Here is a 14,843-nt window from a genome sequence, read left to right as displayed (position 1 = left end):
GCTGGGGTGACCACCGACTCCCTGCACCAACAGCTGGCGGACGAACTCTGGGCGGCCGACCGCACGGCCAAGCCCATCGCGCCGCTCACCGAGCGGTACCCCGACCTGGTCGTCGAGGACGCCTACGCCATCCAGACCATCAACATCGACCGGCGGATCGCCGGTGGCGAGAAGGCCATCGGTCGCAAGGTCGGCCTGACCTCCGCGCCGATGCAGAAACTGCTCGGCGTCGACGAGCCGGACTTCGGCGTCCTGACCGACGTCATGTTCGTCGAGGACGGTGATCTCATCGACCTCGATCGGCTCTCGCAGCCCCGGGTCGAGGCCGAGCTGGCGTTCGTCATGGAGACCGACCTGGCCGGCCCGGGGGTGACCACGGCCGGGGCGCTGCGGGCCATCGCCGGGGCCCTGCCCTCGGTGGAGGTGGTGGACAGCCGGGTCGCCGACTGGAAGATCAAGCTGGTCGACACGGTCGCCGACAACGCATCCTCCGGGCTGCTGGTGGTGGGCGGCCGGATGCTGCCGGTGCGGGAACTGGACCTGCGCACCCTCGGAGTGGTCGTCTCCCGCCACGGTGAGGTCATCGACACCGGCGCCGGCGCGGCCGCATTGGGCAACCCGGCCCGGTGCGTCGCGTGGTTGGCCAACAAGCTCGGATCCCTGGGGTCGGGGCTCAAGGCCGGCGACATCGTGCTGCCCGGTGCGGTGCACAAGATGGTGCCCGTCGAGTCCGGTGACGTGTTCCGGGCCGATTTCGCTCACCTGGGCCCGGTGACCGTCCGGTTCTCCAAGCGGACCGACGCGGGGTGACGCGACCGGACGGCCGGCCGATTTGCCGACCGGCCGGCCCGGTCGCTCACCGCCGGACGACCCCGGCGGATGCGCCGGTGCCCGGGTAGCCCGGCGGTAGCGTGACATTCGAGTTCGACGGCCCTCGGGGCGATCGAGGCCGGCGATCCTGGTTGGCCGAGCTTGCGAGGCCACAGTGAAGTCAGTTGGAGGTCGGCATGTTGGTCTCGGTGGCCGTGGTGGACACGGACGCGCCCGCCCGGTACGCCAAACAGTTGCTGTCGCATCTGGGTCGCAAGGTCGACGTCGAGCCCGTCCCGGAGCATCCGGAACCGGCCGGGCGGCTCGTGTTCGCCTACGGCGTCGGTGACGTGCTGCCCGGAACCGTGGCGCTGGAACTGCGGGCCACCGCCGGTGACGCCGAGTCGCTCGCCCGGGTGCAGGACGTGCTGGCCCGGCACCTGGTCCGGTTCGGCGCCCGCCGGGAACTGGTCGTCAGCTGGGGCCCGGCCGCCGGCGACCCGGAACCGCCGGCCGGCTGATCGGTGCGAGTTCCCCCGTCGCCGGACGGAACAAGCGGGGCCCAATCGGGCAAAACACCTCCCGTAGAACGGGTTTGACCGACGGATCGGGTACGGGCGCCGCCGCCGGGTGCAAGGGTGGGCCGATGGCCTTGCTTCGTCGCTACAACCCGCCCCCGAACTGGCCGGCGCCGCCGGCCGGGTGGACCCCGCCGCCGGGCTGGGAACCGGATCCCGCCTGGGGTGCTCCGCCGTCGGGATGGTCGGTCTGGGTGGAGGAACGCGCCAACCCCAAGGCCTGGCTGTTCGCGTTCGCCGCCGCAGGTGCGCTGTATGCCGTGTTGCTCGTCGTGATGGTCATTGCGGTCGGGGGCGCGCTCAATCCACGGACGGCGGGGGCCTTCCTGGCCGTCTTCGTGGTCGCGGCCGTCATCACCGGAGCCATCGGCTGGACCCGGCCCCGGCGTTGGTCACCGTGGATGTACCCGCTGCTGGTGGTCGCGTTCTTCGCGGTCCTGCGGCTGATCAGCACCCTGGGCCAGACCCGTGGGCGGTGACCGCGCCGGACTCGGCCCGAGTCAGCCCGGGTTCGACCAGGCCGGCCGGGCGGCCGGGCCGCGGATGGCCAGATCCCGGCTCATCGCCAGGGCCGCCGTCTTCACCGCCGGCCCGATCCGGCGCAGGTCCAGTTTGCCGCTCCATCCCGAGATCGACATGGCGGCAACCACTGTGCCGTCCGCACCGAGGATCGGGCTGGCCGCGCAACCGATGCCGTGGCCGGACTCCTCGCTCTCGTAGGCGATTCCCAGTTCGCGGATGCGCCGCAGCTCGCGCAGCAGCAGTCCCGGGGCGGTGATCGTGCGCGGGCCGACCGCGGGCAGCCCGGTGGCCAGCACCGCCTGCACGACCGGCTCGGGGGAGTACGCCAGCATGGCCTTGCCGACGCCGGAGGCGTGCGCGGGGAGCCGGCCGCCGACCTCCGACGGCATCCGGGGGGCGTTGCGGCTGCGCACGATCTCCACGTACATCACCTCGGTGCCGACCAGCACGGCGAGATGCACGGTCTGCTTGCTGACCTGCCGCAGGTCCGCCATGTACGGCAGGGCGACCTCCCGTAGCTGTCGCTGCCGGTTGGCCAGCGAACCCAGCTCGAAGATCCGGCTGCCCAGCTTGTAGTCGCTGCCCTCGGTCCGCTCCAGGAAGCCGTGCTCGGCCAGGTCGGCGGCGAGCCGGGCGGTGGTGGTCTTGGCCAGGCCCGAGCGGCGGGCCAGCTCGGAGACCCCGATGGCCAGATGCCGGGAGTCGTAGGACGAGAGCAGGGCCGCCGCCCGACCGATGACCGACTCATGGGTGTTCCGCTCACCGGTACGCATGGGTTGATGATGACTGTGCCCCGGGGCACAGTGCAACGACCCGAGCAGTTCTCGTCGAAGATCCCCTTTCCGTCCGGATGAGCGGCACAACCGCCCGCCGGATGCCGCACCGATGCCGTGCCCATTGCTTCCGAACCCGACCCGGACCCCGCGTCCGGTAGGACAGGAGACCCCCATGACCAGCACCGCCCCCGCCCCGGCGCCGACCCGGACCGGCGGCCGGGCCACCGCCGCCATCGTCGGACCCGGCAATATCGGCACCGACCTGCTCGTGAAGCTGCTCCGCTCCGACGTCATCGACGTCCGGTACATGATCGGCGTCGACCCGGCGTCGGACGGCCTGGCCCGAGCGCGCTCGCTGGGTGTCGAGGCGAGTGCCGGCGGCGTGGACTGGCTGCTCGAGCAGGAGGCGCCCGATCTGGTGTTCGAGGCCACCTCGGCCAAGGCGCACCTGGCCAACGCCGATCGGTACGCCGCCGCCGGCATCACCGCGATCGACCTGACCCCGGCGGCGATCGGCCCGTTCGTCTGCCCGGCGGTCAACGCCGACGTGCACGCCGGGGCGCCGAACGTCAACATGATCACCTGCGGCGGTCAGGCGACCATCCCGATGGTGCACGCGGTCTCCCGGGTCACCCCGGTGCCGTACGCGGAGATCATCGCGTCGATCGCGTCCCGGTCGGCGGGCCCCGGCACCCGGGCGAACATCGACGAGTTCACCGAGACCACATCGCACGCCATCGAGGCGGTCGGCGGCGCGGCCAAGGGCAAGGCGATCATCATCCTGAATCCCGTGACCCCGCCGATGATCATGCGGGACACCGTGTTCTGCGCGATCGGGCCGGACGCCGACACAAACGCGATCGCCGAGTCGATCCATCGGATGGTGGCGCAGGTCCAGCGGTACGTGCCGGGCTACACGCTGCGCAGCGACCCGCAGTTCGACGATCCCAATCCGCTCTGGCACGGCAACGGCCGGGTCGGGATCTTCCTGGAGGTCCGCGGGAATGGCGACTACCTCCCCGAATGGGCCGGAAACCTGGACATCATGACGGCGGCCGCGGTGCGCGCCGGAGAAGTGATCGCTCTGTCGGAAACGATTCAGAAGGCGGCGAAGAAATGACCACGATCGCACAAACAATTGCAGATTCCACCATCGAGACCAAGCCATTTGTCCGGTTGACCGACAGCACCCTGCGGGACGGCAGCCACGCCGTCCGGCACCAGTTCACGACCGACAACGTGACCGCTGTGGTCTCGGCCCTGGACGCCGCCGGGGTGTCGGTCATCGAGGTGACCCACGGCGACGGGTTGGCCGGCTCGTCGTTCAACTACGGATTCGGGCGGCACACCGACGCCGAACTGGTGACCGCCGCGGTGCGCGCCGCGACGCGGGCGAAGATCGCGGTCCTGGTCCTGCCTGGCCTCGGCACCGTGCACGACCTGAAGGAGGTGCACAGCGCCGGGGCCCGGATCGCCCGGGTCGCGACCCACTGCACCGAGGCCGACGTGTCCGTCGAGCACTTCACCGCCGCGCGCGATCTGGGGATGGAAACCGTTGGCTTCCTGATGCTCTCGCACCGAATCGGACCGGACCAGCTGGCCGCGCAGGCCCGGATCATGGCCGACGCCGGCTGCCAGTGCGTGTACGTGGTCGACTCGGCCGGCGCGCTGCTGCCGGACATGGTCCGCGACCGGGTGCAGGCGCTGGTGGCCGAGCTGGGCGACGACGCGCAGGTCGGCTTCCACGGCCACCAGAACCTCTCGCTCGGCGTGGCCAACTCGATCGTCGCCTACGAGAACGGGGCCCGGCAGATCGACGGCACGCTGTGCGCGCTGGGGGCCGGCGCGGGCAACTCACCGACCGAGATCCTGGCCACCGTCTTCGACGTGATGGGCATCCCCACCGGGGTGGACGCAGCGAAGGTGCTGGACGTTGCCGAGGAGATCGTCAAGCCGATGATCACGCGCATGCCGGTCGCTGACCGAGCCTCAATCGTGCAAGGACGCTACGGTGTTTACAATTCATTCCTTTTGCACGCCGAACGTGCAGCGGACCGATACGGTGTGTCTTCTCACGAAATACTCCAAAAGGTCGGTGAGGCTGGTTATGTCGGCGGGCAGGAGGACATGATCATCGATGTCGCCATCGGGCTCGCAGCGCAGCGAACCGGTTGACTGTCCCGACACCAGGCCAAGGAGCACGCCGTTGACCAAGTACGTGTACGACTTCACCGAAGGTGACAAGGACCAGAAGGCACTGCTCGGCGGCAAGGGCGCGAATCTGGCCGAGATGACCAAGCTCGGCCTGCCGGTCCCGCCCGGGTTCACCATCAGCACGGATGCCTGTCGCGAGTACCTCGCGCTCGGCACCGAACCCGGCGACCTCCGGGTCCAGGTCACCATGGCCCTGCGGCACCTGGAGGACAAGACCGGACGCCGGCTCGGCGACCGGCACGACCCGTTGCTGGTCAGCGTCCGGTCCGGTGCGCAGTTCTCGATGCCCGGGATGATGGAAACCGTGCTGAATGTCGGACTCAACGACGCCAGCGTCAAGGGCATGGCCGAGGAGTCCGGCGACGAGCGGTTCGCCTGGGACTCCTACCGGCGGTTGCTGCAGATGTTCGGCAAGACGGTCCTGGACATTTCGGGTGAGGTGTTCGCCGATGCGCTGGAGAAGGCGAAGGCGACCCGCGGCGTGACCAGCGACCTGGAACTCGACGTAGACGCGCTCAAGGGCCTGGTCACGGAGTTCAAGGGATTCATCGTCGAGCACTCGGGGGTCGACTTCCCGCAGCATCCGCGCGAGCAGCTGGACATGGCCATCCGGGCGGTCTTCAACTCGTGGAACACCGACCGGGCCCGGCTGTACCGGCGGCGGGAGCGGATCTCGCAGGATCTGGGCACCGCGGTCAACATCTGCACGATGGTGTTCGGCAACCTCGGCGAGACCAGTGGCACCGGCGTCGCTTTCACCCGCGACCCGGCGTCCGGGAAGTCGGGTGCCTACGGCGACTACCTGCCCAACGCGCAGGGTGAGGACGTCGTCGCCGGCATCCGCAACACCCTGTCGCTGGACGATCTGCAGCGGCTCGACGCCGACTCGCACAAGCAGCTGCTGCGGGTGATGCGCAGGCTGGAGACGCACTACCGGGATCTGTGCGACATCGAGTTCACCATCGAGCGCGGCAAGCTGTGGATGCTGCAGACCCGGGTGGGCAAGCGGACGCCGGCGGCAGCGTTCCGCATCGCCTCGCAGCTGGTGGACGAGAACCTGATCACGATGGACGAGGCGCTGACCCGGGTGACCGGAGCCCAGCTCGCGCTGCTCATGTTCCCGCAGTTCGATCGGACCGCCGACCGCAAGTTGCTGACCAAGGGCATGGCGGCCTCGCCGGGCGCGGCCGTCGGCAAGGCGGTCTTCGACTCGCCGACCGCGCAGGAATGGGCGGCCCGCGGTGAGCGGGTTGTCCTGGTCCGCCGGGAGACCAATCCGGACGACCTGGGCGGGATGATCGCGGCGGAGGGCATCCTGACCGCCCGCGGCGGGAAGACCTCGCACGCCGCGGTGGTCGCCCGCGGGATGGGCAAGACCTGTGTCTGCGGCGCCGAGAAGCTCGACATCGACGTCGTGGCCAAGCGCATCACGCTGGGGTCGACCGTGCTCAACGAGGGCGACGAGATCAGCATCGACGGGACGACCGGCGAGGTGTTCGCCGGGGCGATGCCGGTGGTGCCGTCGCCGGTGGCGACCTACATCGAGAACGGTCTGGAGGCGGCGCTGGCCGGCGCCGACGCCGACGACGAAACGGGGACCGCCGACCTGGTCAAGGCGGTCGACCGGGTGCTCTCGCACGCCGACGGCGTGCGCCGGTTGGCCGTCCGGGCGAACGCGGACACCCAGGAGGACGCGGCCCGGGCCCGATCCCTGGGTGCGCAGGGCATCGGGCTGTGCCGGACCGAGCACATGTTCCTGGGCGACCGGCGGTCGCTGATCGAACGGGTCATCCTGGCCGAGTCCGGCGGGGAACGGGACGACGCGTTGGCGGCCCTGCTTCCGTTGCAGCGGGCCGATTTCCGGGAGCTGCTGCTGGCGATGGACGGGTTGCCGGTGACCATCCGGCTGCTCGACCCCCCGCTGCACGAATTCCTCGCCGACCGGACCGAGCTGGCGGTGAAGGTGGCCGTGGCCGAGGCCAGGGGCGAGACCGGGCCGGCGCTCGATGCGGACCGCAAGCTGTTGCGGGCGGTCGAGCGGATGCACGAGTCGAACCCGATGCTGGGCCTGCGGGGCGTGCGGTTGGGACTGATCGTGCCGGGCCTGTTCGGTCTGCAGGTGCGCGCGGTGGCCGAGGCGGCCTGCGACCTGGCGATCGAGGGCCACGACCCGAAGGTCGAGATCATGGTGCCGCTGGTCGGCTCGGTCCGTGAACTGCACATCATCCGGGACGAGGCCGAGGCCATCCTGGCCGAGGTGGCCGGTGACCGTGGTGTGGTGCTGAACGGGGCCGCGCCGCGCGGCGGCCACGCCATCTCCGTGCCGATCGGCACCATGGTCGAGCTGCCCCGAGCCGCGCTGACCGCGCACCGGATCGCCGATGCGGCCGACTTCTTCTCCTTCGGCACCAACGACCTGACCCAGACGACCTGGGGCTTCTCCCGGGACGACGTCGAGGCCGAGGTGTTCGTCAAGTACCTGGAGAAGGGCGTGTTCACCATCTCGCCGTTCGAGACGATCGACGCCGACGGCGTCGGCCGGCTGGTGCAGATCGCGGTGAAGGAAGGACGGGCGACCAAGCCGGGCATCAAGCTCGGCGTCTGCGGCGAGCACGGTGGCGACCCCGAATCCATCCACTTCTTCCACAACGCCGGCCTGGACTACGTGTCCTGCTCCCCGTTCCGGGTGCCGGTCGCCCGGTTGGAGGCCGGCCGGGCCGCGGTGCTCTAAGGGGCCGGCCGCGTTCCACGGGCCTGTTGGGCCAGCACGTCGATGCCCGGTGGTCGCGACACGCGGTCACCGGGCATCGCTGTCCGTGTCTGCGGCGGGGGAGGATGGGCCGGCACGCCGAAGGCGACGTGCGCAGGGTTCACTTGAGGGAGCCACCGATGACGTCCAGCCGCACGGTCCTGGCGGTCGCCGCCGCCGCAGCCGCGGTTCTGCTTGCCGGATGCGGATCGAGCGGGACCCCGGCCGCGACCACCCCGGCGTCGCCGGCCACCGCCGGGTCCGTCAGTCCATCGGCGAGTTCGTCGTCGACGTCCGCGGTGCCCGCCTCCGGGTCGGCGGGGGCGGGGCCGTCGGAGGCGTCCATGGAGCAGTACTGCGCGCAATCCGGCGGGCAGGTGCAGGGTCGTCAACCCTTCTGGAACACCAACGGGGACCAGGCGCAGTGGTTGGCCCTGGCCGGTTCGGCGACGATGTGCCGCTTCCAGGCCGACGACGAGGCCAAGTCCCGGATCTATGTCGACCTGACCACTCTGTCGTCGACCGAACCCACCCTTGCCGGGCTGGCCTACCTGTCGAAGGTGCCGATGCCGTCCGGCGTCGGGGGCGGAAATCCCGCGACCCTCTACTGCAGCAAGGAGCTCAACGCCTCGTCGTCCTTCGGCGGCGGCGCCTCCGGCGGTGGCTGGGTCAACACCACCGACCCCGACGACATCGTGGTCTCGCTGTGCGTCTTCCCCGACGGATCGTTCATCGACGAGTGGGGCCTGGCCTATCACTCCGCGGGCGACGTCCGCGGCAAGGACTTGACCACCGTCATGAAGTACCAGCCATCGGGCGCCCTGCCCCCGGTGTTCCCGACCTCGTAGGCCAGGCGCCTTACTGGACCGACGGCCGGAACGCCAGGCTTCGACACGGGTGTCGTGCATCACCGCAGGCGGGTGCGATCCAGGGCCCGGATTGGTCGGCGCGACCGTGCCGCATGACGTAAAGTCGTCGACGGCCTTGAGCGACGGGCCGGAACGAGGCAGGCTCCGCGAGGAACCCGCCCTGGACCGGCCAGATTCACTCGAAAGAGCGAGTTGACAAGGCCAGAACGGCCCGGTAACGTTAGTCGGGTTGCCTCCGAGAAGATCGAAAGATCAACAAGGAAGCGCGTCCGTTCTTTGAGAACTCAACAGCGTACCGATAGTCAGTGCCAATTATTGTTATTGGTATTTTGCTGGTTGGTGTCCACCCCCGTGGGTGCCGGCTGGTTTGGATTTTGATCGAGTCAGTGTGACTCGTTTGGAGTCCAGGATGTTTTTCATGGTTTGTTGATCATGGCTGGCCCTTGTGGGGTTGGTCTGGTTATATGCATTCAATGGAGAGTTTGATCCTGGCTCAGGACGAACATGGCGGCGGCGTGCTTAACGTGCAGTCGAACGGAAAGGCCCGCTTGCGGGTACTCGAGTGACACGAACGGGTGAGTAACACGTGGAAGTAACTGCCCTCAGCTTCGGGATAACTCGGGAAACCGGGGCTAATACCGGATATTCAGCGTGCATCGCATGGTGGGTTGGAAAGTTTTTTCGGCTGGGGATGGGCCCGCGGCCTATCGAAACGTTGGTGGGGTGATGGCCTACAAGGCTTCGACGACAGCCTGAGAACGACCGGCCACACTGGAACTGAGACACGGCCCAGACTCCTACGGGAGGCAGCAGTGGGGAATATTGCGCAATGGGCGGAAGCCTGACGCAGCGACGCCGCGTGAGGGATGACGGCCTTCGGGTTGTAAACCTCTTTCAGCAGGGACAATTTAGACGGTACCTGTAGAAGAAGCACCGGCCAACTACGTGCCAGCAGCCGCGGTAATACGTAGGGTGCGAGCGTTGTCCCGGAATTATTGGGCGTAAAGAGCTCGTAGGCGGTCTGTCGCGTCAGATGTAAAAACCCGGGGCTCAACTCCGGGCTTGCATTCGATACGGGCAGGCTTCAGGGTTCATTAGAAGTCTGGAATTCCTGGTGTAGCGGTGAAATGCGCAGATATCGGGAGGAACACCGGTGGCGAAGGCGGGACTCTGGGCGTGCGGCTGAGAGGCGAAAGCGTGGGGAGCGAACAGGATTAGATACCCTGGTAGTCCACGCCGTAAACGTTGGGCGCTAGGTGTGGGGTCCTTCCCGACCTCCGTGCCGCAGCTAACGCATTAAGCGCCCCGCCTGGGGGTACGGCCACAAGGCTAAACTCAAAGTCGGCGGGGGCCCGCACAAGCGGCGGAGCATGCGGATTAATTCGATGCAACGCGAAGAGACACCCTTGCAGCTTGACATGCACGGGAAAGTTCGGAGATGGTTCCCCCGCAAGGTCCGTGCACAGGTGGTGCATGGTTGTCGTCAGCTCGTGTCGTGAGATGTTGGGTTAAGTCCCGCAACAGGCGCAACCCTTGTCTCATGTTGCCAGCAATTCGGTTGGGGACTCATGAGAGACTACCAGGGTCAACTGGAGGAAGGTGGGGATGACGTCAAATCATCATGCCTGTATGCCGGGCTTCACGCATGCTACAATGGCCGGTACAAAGGGCTGCGAAACCGTGAGGTGGAGCGAATCCCAAAAGCCGGTCTCAGTTCGGATTGGGGTCACTTGAACTCGACCCCAGCAAGTCGGAGTCGCTAGTAATCGCAGATCAGCAACGCTGCGGTGAATACGTTCCCGGGCCTTGTACACACCGCCCGTCACGTCACGAAAGTCGGTAACACCCGAAGCCAGTGGCTCAACCCCCTTGTGGGGAGGGAGCTGTCGAAGGTGGGATCGGCGGTTGGGACGAAGTCGTAACAAGGTAGCCGTACCGGAAGGTGCGGCTGGATCCACCTCCTTTCTAAGGAGCTTCTGACCGTCCAACCGTTGGTTGGGGGGTGTAGACGCCGTTTCGCAGGCGAGTGTTCTGCGGCGGTGTTGCTCATGGGTGGAACACTGACTATGCGGTTGCTGGTGGCTGTGTGCCGCGTTCAGTACGACCTTTTGGGGGTGGAACGGGCGGTGTGTGGTGGCTGGTGGTCGTGGGTGCGCTGTTGGGTCCTGAGGGAACGGGCAGGTTTCCTCCTCTTTGTTTGAGGGGTGGGGTTTGTTGGTCTCTCTCGGGCCGGCGTGGTTCATACCGTTCAGGGTTGTGGTGGGTGGGCTGGTGGTTGCTGGTGGTTGGGTTTGTTGTTTGAGATCTGCATAGTGGACGCGAGCATCTTTTATTCTTGGTTTGCGTTTCTTTATTGGAACTTGCTTGTGTTGTGTGTAAGTTTTTTAGGGCGCATGGTGGATGCCTTGGTACCAGGAGCCGATGAAGGACGTGGGAGGCTGCGATAAGCCTCGGGGAATCTGTCAACCGAGCTGTGATCCGAGGGTGTCCGAGATGGGGTAACCGCACGAGTTATGTCGTGTGACCCGCACCTGAATGTATAGGGTGTGTGGAGGGAACGTGGGGAAATGGAAACATCTCAGTACCCACAGGAAGAGAAAACAATTGTGATTCCGTGAGTAAGTGGCGAGCGAAAGCGGATGAGGCTAAACCGTTGGCGTGTGATACCCGGCAGGGTTGCGTTGGCAGGGTTGTGGGAGCGAAGTGGTCTGGTCTGCCGGCTGGACGAGGTAGTGATAAAAATCAGTGTTAGTCGAACGGAATTGGAAAAACCGGCCGTAGTGGGTGATAGCCCCGTAGGCGAAAACACTGGTTCTGCCTTGCTTTGTTTCCCAAGTAGCAGCGAGCTCGTGAAATTTGCTGTGAATCTGGCAGGACCACCCACTAAGCCTAAATACTACCTGGTGACCGATAGCGGACAAAGTACCGTGAGGGAAAGGTGAAAAGTACCCCGGGAGGGAGGTGGAAATAGTACCTGAAACCATGCGCTTACAATCCGTCGGGGCTGAGCTTTCGGGCTTGGTGACGGCGTGCCTTTTGAAGAATGAGCCTGCGAGTTAGTGGTGTGTGGCTTGGTTAACCTGTGTGGGGTAGCCGTAGCGAAAGCGAGTCGAATAGAGGCGTTTGTGGTCGCATGCTCTAGACCCGAAGCGAAGTGATCTACCCATGGCCAGGATGAAGCGTCGGTAAGACGTCGTGGAGGTCCGAACCCACCAGGGTTGAAAACCTGGGGGATGAGCTGTGGGTAGGGGTGAAAGGCCAATCAAACTTCGTGATAGCTGGTTCTCCCCGAAATGCATTTAGGTGCAGCGTTGCGTGTTTCTTTCCGGAGGTAGAGCACTGGATGGTCTAGGGGGCCCACAAGCTTACCGAAATCAACCAAACTCCGAATGCCGGGAAGTGAAGCGTGGCAGTGAGACTGTGGGGGCTAAGCTTCATAGTCGAGAGGGAAACAGCCCAGATCGCCGGTTAAGGCCCCTAAGCGTGTGCTAAGTGGGAAAGGATGTGGGATTGCCCAGACAACCAGGAGGTTGGCTTAGAAGCAGCCATCCTTTAAAGAGTGCGTAATAGCTCACTGGTCAAGTGGTTCCGCGCCGACAATGTAGCGGGGCTCAAGCACATCGCCGAAACCGCGGCATCCAGTCGTTAGGCTGGTTGGGTAGGGGAGCGTCGTGTGGCCGGCGAAGCGGCGGAGTGATCCAGTCGTGGAGGCTATGCGAGTGAGAATGCAGGCATGAGTAGCGAATGAGGAGTGAGAACCTCCTCCACCGATTGACCAAGGGTTCCTGGGCCAGGTTCATCCGCCCAGGGTGAGTCGGGACCTAAGGCGAGGCCGACAGGCGTAGTCGATGGACAACGGGTTGATATTCCCGTACCCGCGTAGGAGCGCCCCTGACGGGGCCGGTGATGCTGACCGCCCGAGCCATGGCCTGACTTCGGTTGGGTTTGTGGGGAGCGCGGGACCCTATCCGGTAGTAGTCAAGCGATGGGGTGACACAGGAAGGTAGCGTCGCCAGTGAGTGGTAGTACTGGTGTAAGGGTGTAGGGAGTTCTGATAGGTAAATCCGTCGGAACATTATTCTGAGACCTGATGCATAGCCGATTGAGGCGAAGTAGCGTGATCCTATGCTGTCAAGAAAAGCCTCTAGCGAGCTCCGAGCGGCCCGTACCCTAAACCGACACAGGTGGTCAGGTAGAGAATACCGAGGTGATCGAGCGAACTATGGTTAAGGAACTCGGCAAAATACCCCCGTAACTTCGGGAGAAGGGGGACCGAGGTGTGTGAAGCCCCTTGCGGGCTAGCACGTTTTGGTCGCAGAGACCAGGGAGAAGCGACTGTTTACTAAAAACACAGGTCCATGCGAAGTCGTAAGACGATGTATATGGACTGACGCCTGCCCGGTGCTGGAAGGTTAAGAGGACCGGTTAGTCCGTAAGGGCGAAGCTGAGAATTTAAGCCCCAGTAAACGGCGGTGGTAACTATAACCATCCTAAGGTAGCGAAATTCCTTGTCGGGTAAGTTCCGACCTGCACGAATGGCGTAACGACTTCTCTACTGTCTCAACCATAGGCTCGGCGAAATTGCATTACGAGTAAAGATGCTCGTTACGCGCGGCAGGACGGAAAGACCCCGGGACCTTTACTATAGCTTGGTATTGGTGTTCGGTTCGGCTTGTGTAGGATAGGTGGGAGACTGTGAAGCGGCCACGCCAGTGGTTGTGGAGTCAACGTTGAAATACCACTCTGGTCGTACTGGATGTCTAACTTCGGACCGTGATCCGGTTCAGGGACAGTGCCTGGTGGGTAGTTTAACTGGGGCGGTTGCCTCCTAAAGAGTAACGGAGGCGCCCAAAGGTTCCCTCAGCCTGGTTGGCAATCAGGTGTTGAGTGTAAGTGCACAAGGGAGCTTGACTGTGAGACAGGCGTGTCGAGCAGGGACGTAAGTCGGGACTAGTGATCCGGCACCTCCTGGTGGAAGGGGTGTCGCTCAACGGATAAAAGGTACCCCGGGGATAACAGGCTGATCTTGCCCAAGAGTCCATATCGACGGCATGGTTTGGCACCTCGATGTCGGCTCGTCGCATCCTGGGGCTGGAGTAGGTCCCAAGGGTTGGGCTGTTCGCCCATTAAAGCGGCACGCGAGCTGGGTTTAGAACGTCGTGAGACAGTTCGGTCCTATCCGCCGCGCGTAGGAGTCTTGCGGAAGGCTGTCCCTAGTACGAGAGGACCGGGACGGACGAACCTCTGGTGTGCCAGTTGTTCCGCCAGGAGCATGGCTGGTTGGCTACGTTCGGAAGGGATAACCGCTGAAAGCATCTAAGCGGGAAGCCTGTTCCTAGATGAGGGCTCCCACCCCTAGTGGGTTAAGGCCCCCGGTTAGACCACCGGGTTGATAGGCCAGAAGTGGAAGCATCGTGAGGTGTGGAGCTGACTGGTACTAATAGGCCGAGGACTTACCACATACCAACACCAAGACATACTGCGTGTTCGCGTCCACTGTGCAGATCTGAGACAACAAACCACGAAGTGGTTTGTTGTCCCTGCGGGTAGAGCTGTTTTCAGTCCCGAAGGGCCCGTGAAAGGGTCCGTAGGACTGCCCGTAGGTGTGATCGTTTCGGCGGTTATAGCGTGAGGGAAACGCCCGGTCCCATTCCGGACCCGGAAGCTAAGCCTTTCAGCGCCGATGGTACTGCACCCGCCGGGGTGTGGGAGAGTAGGACACCGCCGGACATACCTTCCGGAAAGGGGAGGCATCTTGCGATCAACGCAAGGTGCCTCCCCTTTCTGCGTATCCGGACCATTCCAATCCTCGAGCCGGTCCGAACGGTTTCCATTCATGCTCGACGTCTGCTGAAGGTTCCCTGATGGTTGTGCTGTGCCCTGCCCTGACGTCCTGGGAGCTCCGTCCATGACTGATAGCGAATCCGCCGGAGGCCCGTCGGACCGGCCTGCCCATTCACGTCAGGATCGGGCCGGATCGCATCGCGACGAGCGGCGTGGAGACCGCCCGGCGGATCGAACCGGAGGCCGGTCGGGCGGTGACGACCGGCGGAACAGTTCCGGTCAGGGTCCGCGGGATCGGGTGGGCGGCGATCGGTCGGGCGGCCGTGCGCGGTACCAGGGTGGGGATCGTCGGGAGGACGACCGTTCGTCCGGACGCCGCCCAGGTTCCCGCGAACCGCGCCCGACTACGGAGCGTTGGAATGGTCAGGCCGGCGGGTCCCGGTCCTGGGAAGAGGGCCGCGGCGGAGGCCGCGATTCCGACCGCCCGTACCAGCGAGGAGCCGGCGGACCGGTCGATCGCGGTGACCGCGGCCGTCCGTCC

9 protein-coding genes and 3 rRNA genes are annotated in these 14,843 nt (G+C 65.1%); 10 read left to right on the top strand and 2 right to left on the bottom strand.

Going from position 1 to position 14,843, the window contains the following annotated elements; all coding sequences use genetic code 11:
* The first annotated feature begins 6 nt into the window (after window positions 1-6).
* The 3 genes from ACILSK_RS08100 (at window position 7) to ACILSK_RS08090 (ending at window position 1,867) form a co-directional block, all read left to right on the top strand.
* A complete protein-coding gene (locus tag ACILSK_RS08100) occupies window positions 7-810 on the top strand; it encodes a 2-keto-4-pentenoate hydratase (protein WP_395726631.1) in 804 nt (267 codons plus the stop codon).
* Window positions 811-1,007: 197 nt separating this feature from the next.
* Complete coding sequence (locus ACILSK_RS08095) at window positions 1,008-1,331, top strand: DUF2218 domain-containing protein (protein WP_395726630.1); 324 nt, start codon at window positions 1,008-1,010, stop codon at window positions 1,329-1,331.
* A 125-nt stretch (window positions 1,332-1,456) separates the two neighbouring features.
* Entirely contained in the window at window positions 1,457-1,867 is a 411-nt protein-coding gene (locus ACILSK_RS08090) for a hypothetical protein (RefSeq protein WP_395726629.1), read from the top strand.
* A gap of 21 nt (window positions 1,868-1,888) precedes the next feature.
* Here the strand turns inward: ACILSK_RS08090 and ACILSK_RS08085 are convergent, their stop codons facing one another.
* Window positions 1,889-2,683 (bottom strand): IclR family transcriptional regulator, encoded by a 795-nt coding sequence (locus ACILSK_RS08085; protein ID WP_395726628.1) that lies wholly within the window; start codon window positions 2,681-2,683, stop codon window positions 1,889-1,891.
* A gap of 175 nt (window positions 2,684-2,858) precedes the next feature.
* Here ACILSK_RS08085 and ACILSK_RS08080 point away from each other — a divergent pair, with 175 nt between their 5' ends.
* The 3 genes from ACILSK_RS08080 to ppdK are packed head-to-tail and all read left to right on the top strand — an operon-like array spanning window position 2,859 to window position 7,631.
* Window positions 2,859-3,806, top strand: a complete 948-nt coding sequence (locus ACILSK_RS08080; RefSeq protein WP_395726627.1) for an acetaldehyde dehydrogenase (acetylating) — start codon at window positions 2,859-2,861, stop codon at window positions 3,804-3,806.
* On the top strand, window positions 3,803-4,861 hold the full coding sequence (gene dmpG / locus ACILSK_RS08075; RefSeq protein WP_395726626.1) for a 4-hydroxy-2-oxovalerate aldolase: 1,059 nt from the start codon (window positions 3,803-3,805) through the stop codon (window positions 4,859-4,861). Before ACILSK_RS08080 ends, dmpG begins: the two co-directional genes overlap by 4 nt.
* A gap of 31 nt (window positions 4,862-4,892) precedes the next feature.
* Window positions 4,893-7,631 carry a pyruvate, phosphate dikinase gene (ppdK, locus tag ACILSK_RS08070; protein ID WP_395726625.1) on the top strand — a complete coding sequence of 913 codons (2,739 nt, stop codon included), beginning with the start codon at window positions 4,893-4,895 and terminating at the stop codon, window positions 7,629-7,631.
* Window positions 7,632-7,770: 139 nt separating this feature from the next.
* Here ppdK and ACILSK_RS08065 read toward each other — a convergent pair whose 3' ends face one another.
* A complete protein-coding gene (locus ACILSK_RS08065; RefSeq protein ID WP_395726624.1) occupies window positions 7,771-7,995 on the bottom strand; it encodes a hypothetical protein in 225 nt (74 codons plus the stop codon).
* Here ACILSK_RS08065 and ACILSK_RS08060 point away from each other — a divergent pair.
* The 4 genes from ACILSK_RS08060 (at window position 7,994) to rrf (ending at window position 14,248) form a co-directional block, all read left to right on the top strand.
* Complete coding sequence (locus ACILSK_RS08060) at window positions 7,994-8,497, top strand: hypothetical protein (protein WP_395726623.1); 504 nt, start codon at window positions 7,994-7,996, stop codon at window positions 8,495-8,497. The two genes, ACILSK_RS08065 and ACILSK_RS08060, sit on opposite strands and share 2 nt — an antisense overlap.
* Window positions 8,498-8,988: 491 nt before the next feature.
* Window positions 8,989-10,483 (top strand): 16S ribosomal RNA (locus ACILSK_RS08055).
* A 408-nt stretch (window positions 10,484-10,891) separates the two neighbouring features.
* Window positions 10,892-13,980 (top strand): 23S ribosomal RNA (locus ACILSK_RS08050).
* A gap of 151 nt (window positions 13,981-14,131) precedes the next feature.
* Window positions 14,132-14,248 (top strand): 5S ribosomal RNA (gene rrf, locus ACILSK_RS08045).
* The 16S, 23S and 5S rRNA genes sit together here, the layout of an rRNA operon.
* Window positions 14,249-14,843: the final 595 nt, after the last annotated feature.

The sequence above is a fragment of the Nakamurella sp. genome, from assembly GCF_044224575.1.
Lineage (GTDB): Bacteria > Actinomycetota > Actinomycetes > Mycobacteriales > Nakamurellaceae > Nakamurella.
Note: the sequence above shows the minus strand (reverse complement) of the source record. Positions and strands in the feature narration are given on the sequence as shown.

Excerpts from the sequence above, each read along its gene's own strand:
- ACILSK_RS08090 (WP_395726629.1), top strand. The coding sequence starts at position 1,457 with ATGGCCTTGCTTCGTCGCTACAACCCGCCCCCGAACTGGCCGGCGCCG.
- dmpG (WP_395726626.1), top strand. The coding sequence starts at position 3,803 with ATGACCACGATCGCACAAACAATTGCAGATTCCACCATCGAGACCAAG.
- ACILSK_RS08085 (WP_395726628.1), bottom strand. The coding sequence starts at position 2,683 with ATGCGTACCGGTGAGCGGAACACCCATGAGTCGGTCATCGGTCGGGCG.
- ACILSK_RS08080 (WP_395726627.1), top strand. The coding sequence starts at position 2,859 with ATGACCAGCACCGCCCCCGCCCCGGCGCCGACCCGGACCGGCGGCCGG.
- ACILSK_RS08095 (WP_395726630.1), top strand. The coding sequence starts at position 1,008 with ATGTTGGTCTCGGTGGCCGTGGTGGACACGGACGCGCCCGCCCGGTAC.
- ACILSK_RS08065 (WP_395726624.1), bottom strand. The coding sequence starts at position 7,995 with ATGGACGCCTCCGACGGCCCCGCCCCCGCCGACCCGGAGGCGGGCACC.
- ACILSK_RS08060 (WP_395726623.1), top strand. The coding sequence starts at position 7,994 with ATGGAGCAGTACTGCGCGCAATCCGGCGGGCAGGTGCAGGGTCGTCAA.